General features: G+C 38.8%; 4 protein-coding genes. 2 read left to right on the top strand and 2 right to left on the bottom strand.

Annotated features, from left to right (window positions below):
- A partial coding sequence (locus AC4GME_RS10165) for a flagellar assembly protein A (RefSeq protein ID WP_490379337.1) occupies nucleotides 1–1,702 on the top strand: 1,702 nt, incomplete at its 5' end.
- A 394-nt stretch (nucleotides 1,703–2,096) separates the two neighbouring features.
- Nucleotides 2,097–3,776, top strand: coding sequence for a flagellar assembly protein A (locus tag AC4GME_RS10160; RefSeq protein ID WP_490376243.1), 1,680 nt, complete (start codon nucleotides 2,097–2,099; stop codon nucleotides 3,774–3,776).
- A gap of 23 nt (nucleotides 3,777–3,799) precedes the next feature.
- On the opposite strand, the gene AC4GME_RS10155 is transcribed toward AC4GME_RS10160, so the two are convergent.
- Both AC4GME_RS10155 and AC4GME_RS10150 read right to left on the bottom strand, forming a co-directional pair.
- On the bottom strand, nucleotides 3,800–5,782 hold the full coding sequence (locus tag AC4GME_RS10155; protein ID WP_490379336.1) for a transglutaminase TgpA family protein: 1,983 nt from the start codon (nucleotides 5,780–5,782) through the stop codon (nucleotides 3,800–3,802).
- Nucleotides 5,779–6,465, bottom strand: a 687-nt coding sequence (locus AC4GME_RS10150; protein WP_490379335.1) for a DUF58 domain-containing protein, incomplete at its 5' end; no start/stop codon positions are given. The genes AC4GME_RS10155 and AC4GME_RS10150, both read right to left, overlap by 4 nt.

Below are 6,465 nucleotides of genomic sequence, written 5' to 3'. Positions count from 1 at the left end.
GTTAAATTTTAATAAGAAAAATATTATGGATAAAATACTCTCACTTTCAACGAGCCAGCTTCGTTTATCGCAAGATAAACGAAAACTATTGCTCTTGATTTCACTCGTTCGTGAAGATGTAAGCGCGGCCGATATAATTAATCTTATAAAAAAATCTGATTATGCAAATTATAGACTGAAAAAAAATGGCCTGAATAAGGCTGTTCACTGCTTTAAAGATATCAAAAATGAAGTAATAGGTAACACTAAGTTTCAATCTATTGTTATTGCAGAGCGCCGCGATGCGGAATTAGACATTACTTTTGATCCGCTAAAAATCAGCGCAAAAGCAAAGATCATCTCTGCTTTTGAAGGCAATGCAATCACCTATCAACAAGTAATGGATGCGATCCATGAACTACATATTACTATAGGCATTTCACAGCAGGCGATAAAGCAACTTATAAAAAAATCGATACAAGCAAAGCCTGGTACAGCCTATCAAATAACTATCGCTAAAGGTCCTGAAGCCGTTAATGGCATTGATAGCTATTTTGAATGTTTACTGGAAGCGCCTAAAGATATATTGATAAATTCCATAAACCTGCAATATGGCAGTTTTGATATGAGTAAAATTGGTAAGTTGATATCTGTCAAAGAAGGTGATCAATTGATGCGACGATACCCTTCTTGCAAAGGTCACGATGGAATGACTGTTACAGGCGAAATAATTAAACATACACCAGCTAATGATTATATATTCGAAGTTGGTAAGAACACTGCCATCAGTGATTCTGATGAAAATATTTTGCTAGCCACAACAGCAGGAACACCAATACAATTAGATAGGGGCATGGAAGTAGATGAACTGTTAATGCTTGATAGCCTTAATGCTGATTCTGCTCATATTAACCATAAAGGAAGCCTTATTATTGCAGGGGATATTTGCAATTGTAAGGAGATAATTGCAACAGGTGATATCACTGTGATTGGGTTTATTGAGTCATCAAAAGTCCAATGTGGCGGCGATCTGTTCGTTACTAAAGGAATATTAGGACATCCGGTCAAAAATGGTTGTGACGATTTTTCTTCTAATATAAGTTGCGAAGGCTCTCTTTTTGCTAACTTTATTCAATATTCAACTATCAATATTGGAGAGGATTTAAACCTCAAGTACCAATTACTGCATTGTCATGTATATAGCAAAGGTTATATCAACGTTAAAGATGAAGAGGGAAATAAAGGAACAATTTTTGGTGGCTTTTTATCTGCCGACAAAGGTATTTGCACCGTCACACTCGGCGCACCAGCCGGGATTAAAACAACCATTGACTTGATTGGTGCCTACTCGGAGTTATTAGATAACAAAAAACGTATTAAATCCGCTATCAACCTAGTACAGGAAAAATTACGGGCTGTACTTAGTGCACAACGAAAACTCACTAATATCGGTAATTCCGAGAAAACACAACTGTTAGATGAACGCCTGACGCTTACTGTAAAAGAGACAAAAAAACAGCTGTTAAAACTTAATAATGCACGAGAAGATAACTATTTTGAAAGACAACAATATTTAAATAACACTAATGTCCAGGTATTAAAAGCATTACATAGTGACGTATCTATTTCGATAGGTGACAATATCTTCCGTGCCGGACACAGTTACGCTGCAAGCAAAATCTGCGTTAAAAACGCTATATTAGTCGTTGAGCCCTATCAATAGATAACGAGTGCAAATGCCCTGTCGCAATCAAAAAAGTTGTGATGCAAGGTTAATTTCAGAGTATTTACTCGCTTAGAATGTTACCGCCGCCTATATTTTCAATAAAAATTCGGTTAATTTTTTCCTTTTCAATTAGTTTATAAAATATATTTATATTCTAATAAACTAATACAATGTAACTAATTGATACAAAAATAAAATGGGGCCCTATCCCATCCAGATGGACTGCAATCAAAACACTTTTTACTGTGCGATATGATTTGATAATTGAGTAACGATTCTTGCAATCATCCGCCTTGTCTAAAATGCTTTGCACTCCCTTAAGTGATTTATAAATTAATTATTACATTGCGATTACATATAATCTGGCTTGAACATTATAAGAATAAATGACATGGAAAATAAGCAACCACTTTCAACTAATATGCTTCGTTTATCTACTGATAAACAGCAGTTATTACTCTTGATCACCCCCGTTCAAGATGAAGTCACTGTGGATAGTTTAACTAAAATTTTCCAGCAATCTGATTATACCAATCTGAAACTGAACCTAAACGGCATTAAAGAAGCTGTTCAGAACTTTCACCGCCTTGAGAGAGAAAGTAAGCGCGGGGCTGAACTGGAATCAATTGCCATTGCCGATCGCCTTGATGCACAATTAAGCATCGAATTTGATCCGCTTAAAATGATTGCTAAAGCCCAAATCATCTCCGCTTATGATGGTTTAGCTGTCACTGCCGAGCAATTAAAAAATGAGATGGATGAACTGAAAATTAGCCATGGTATCAATGCAAAAGCTATCGCTTTACTTATAGACAAATCACAGCAGGCAAAACCAGGCACCATCTACCAAGTAACCGTAGCCAAAGGCACACAAGCAATTAACGGCAGCGATGCTACTTTTAAGCGTTTAGTTGAGACCCCCAGAGAACGATTATTGAAACCCCAAAAAACTGAAGATGGACGCGTTGATATGCGTAATCTCGGGCAATTGATTACCGTTAAACCCGGCAGTGAACTGATGCGTAAAATCCCGTATAACGAAGGTAGTTCCGGTATCTCTGTTACAGCTGAAACAGTTAAGCATAAACCAGGCAAAGACTTTGCCTTAGAGGTCGGCGAAAATACTGAGCTTTGTGCAACAGATCCAAACCTACTTCTTGCCACCATCTCCGGTATCCCAAAAGTGCTGAACAACGGCATGATGGTCGATGATGTTTTAATGGTCGAAAACGTTAATGTAGGTTACGGTAATGTTAATTATAAAGGCAGTATCATTGTTGAAGGTGATATTTGCGATGGTATGGAAGTAACTGCAACAGGAGATGTTACCGTTTCTGGTTTTATTGAATCGGCACAAATTGAGTGTGGTGGTGATCTGATTGTTGGTAAAGGAATTTTAGGACGTCAAGTAGAATTCGGCAGTCACAATTTCTCTTGTGAGGTCAACTGCAAAGGATCTGTTATTGCCAACTTCAGTCAATATTCAAAAATTCACGCCGGACTCGATGTGAATATCCATAAGCAGTTATTACATTGCCATGTGATTTGTGAGGGCGAGATAAATGTTAAAGATGAGGCTGGTAGCAAAGGTACAATATTAGGCGGTATGTTATGCAGCAACCATGGCATTAACACAGTAACACTTGGCGCAAGTGCAGGCAGCAAAACCATTATTGATCTGGTTGGTTTATATCCAAAACTTATGGAAACTAAAAAACTGATTAAAACCACCATTATGCAGGAGCAGGAAAAATTACAGCATTTAATTGATGCGCAACGCAAAATAGATGCATTACCCGCATCAGAGAAAAAACAGGTTCTAGACGCACGTTTAATGCTCACCAAAGAAGAGGTAAAAAAACAGTTAACCGCACTGAAAACAGAGCAGGAAAATAACCTTGCCGATTTACAGCTGTATTTCGAAAATGCCAAAGTTATCACTCAAAAAGAGCTACACAGTGATGTGTCTATTTCCATAGGACGCGATACATTCCGCAGCGCACGTACTTATGGACCGACTAAAGTCAGTGTAAAAGATTACAAATTATTAGCCGAGCCATACCTTAAATAAGTTTTGCTTAACTTATTAACAGTTCAGCCGTTCAGTAATTGTTTGCAGATAAAATGTAACTGTTTAAGCTGCTTTTTACGTTTACTGGCCGACAAATCAACATCATATTTTAAGCTGTTGTATTTACATGCAAAATTTTCAAACTGTGTGGCGGGCAGTTTAGATTGGGAACTGGCTTCTTTGCAAAACTCAGTGACGGTTTGTCCTTTCCCCCTGAGCAATCCTCTTTTTGCATAATAGCGCTGTAATCGCAGATAAAGCTTATCTTGCGCACTTAATTTACGTCGTACCCAGGGTTTAAATATCAGTAAAACAATAATTATAAACACCAGAAACATCATCATTAATACTGCGTAAAGCAAGTTTAACCATTGAAATTTACCAAACCAAGACTGCATTAAGCGTAGCTGTTTCTGATTGTCATAATTAATAACCCATGTTGCCCATAAATAATCTAACTGCGCGAGTCTTGTGCGCAGTTGATTTAATAGTTTTATATTTCGCCATTTCTGTAACGATAAATACTCATCCGCTAAAAACTCGTCACTGTTTGATAAACCTTGCTCTAACCCAAACTCAACGCGTTCTGGGGCAACATACGCCGTCGGATCTACCCTAATCCAGCGTTCCCCTTTCCAAATTTCCACCCATGCATGAGCATCATATTGACGAATAGAGATAAACTTATCTTCAGCTTGCCACTCGCCCCCCAAATACCCCGTTACCATGCGCGCAGGAACCCCTAAACGCCGTGCAACATAAAGGTAGCTACTGGCATAATGCACACAGAAGCCGGCTTGTGTTGAGAACAGAAAATCATCAACCTGGTCGATGCCCAGTGGCGGTGGTTTGAGTGTGTAACGGAAATTTTCTGTTGAAAAGTTAATAAGCAGCTGCTTAAGAATCTGCTGTTTATCTAATCCCAGCTTTAGCTTAGCTGCAATCCAGCGTTGTGTTTTAAGATTACCTTGCGTGGGAACGCTGAGCAGTTGTTTCCTTTCTGTTTTTGTTAACTGCCTTGCTTTAATCTGTTGAAATAAATTAACATTGAAGAGCTCTCTTTTGACCACGGGTGTTATATTTCGTAAAGCATAATCATTTAAACTAACCCGCCCCAAACTTGGATCTGCATAATCAAGCGCCGGAACCCAATAATTGTAATGCGGCTCAACAATCAAATCATAACTGTTTTTCCAGGCGCTTAATTTAAAGCGAACCCCTTGCCCTTTTTTAGCTTGCTGCTCCTGCGCTTTTTTACTGTGGCTTTGCGACCAGGTTTGTCCGTCAAAATCATCTAAGGTCATCACCCGCCAATAACGCTCACTTTCGCTTACCGGCTCCCCGGAAAATGAGGCACGAAAAGCCAGTTCACTGGAACGGCTTAATTCTGCAATTTGACCGGGAGTGACACGATCACTTAACCCCGTGACAGCCTGTTTTTGTAACGGCATTTTCCATAAAACGGGGAAACGCGGAATAACAACAAATAGGACCAGTGCGAGCGGTAAACTTACCAGGCTGCTTTTAAGCAGTAATTTCATAAAACTGGCGCTAGCTAAACTTGTCCCATGAATACTTAACAGTATCGCTAACAATAAAAGCGTTAATAAAGCACCAAGGATAGCCATAACAATCGAGTAATTAAAGATAAAAAACAGCGCTACTAACACAAACCCTGTATTAACAAAATAATGCACATCGCGGATTGATTTCAGCTCCAAAAATTTCAAGCTAAAACCTAACATAATCAGATGCAGCATAACGTTAAAGACCCCCTGCTGATATACTAGCAAGATAGTGACTAAACTACTCACCATCGCAATCAGAGTCAGTAATAGCGTTGGCATCAGGGGTAAACGTCCATAAAAGTTAAGCACACGCCAAAGACTACATAGCAGACCAAAGAAAACTAATAATGGCTGCAGATGAGCATATAACACGCTAACCACACCAATATAAGTTAGGATAATTAGCGATAAACTGAAGCGATTAAGAAACTCTTTCATCCGCTTAGTCCGTATAGCGCCAGTGCCTTTAAACACAACTCTTTATGTTGTAAACCATGGTCAGTTGCAGTTGTTTTAGTCTCGAGTTTCAAAGCATAACTGACATCATTTTTTTCCAACTCAATCACTTGATAACAGAGTAAACTGAGTTTTGTTTCCAAATCTAAATTTGTATATAAGGCCAGATCTAAAAGCACATCACCACCTTGTGATTGTTCAAACTGCTTACTAAACCAACCTCGCCCTTGTGCCACCTGTTTCCATGCAACCGATTTTAATGACTCACCGGGTTGATAACTTTTTAGCGTAGAAAACTGCTCAAAACCAAGAGCTGCATTTGTTAACCCCTGGTTGGTTTGCTCAGCAGATAAACTAACAAGCTGTTGATCACTTTCGAGTGGCTTTGGATATAATAAAGCGCACAACCCAAAATCAAGATGCGTCCACACCGTAAATAAGCCAAAAGGAAATGTTGAACGTATGGTCACTCTGCCCGGATTAAACCAGCCTCTTTTATTAGACAAACCATAAACTAACACTTGCTGTTCACTTATTACCGATTTAAGCGGCGAACTTGGATTTTGAAAATAAAAATCAATCTGTTGCCCGGGGCTAAGATTTTTAATGATACGTAAACAAAAAACACAATCCTGGCCCGCAAACTGAGCTTTAACCTGATTTGC

The sequence above is a fragment of the Psychromonas sp. genome (assembly GCF_983033635.1).
Note: the sequence above shows the minus strand (reverse complement) of the source record. Positions and strands in the feature narration are given on the sequence as shown.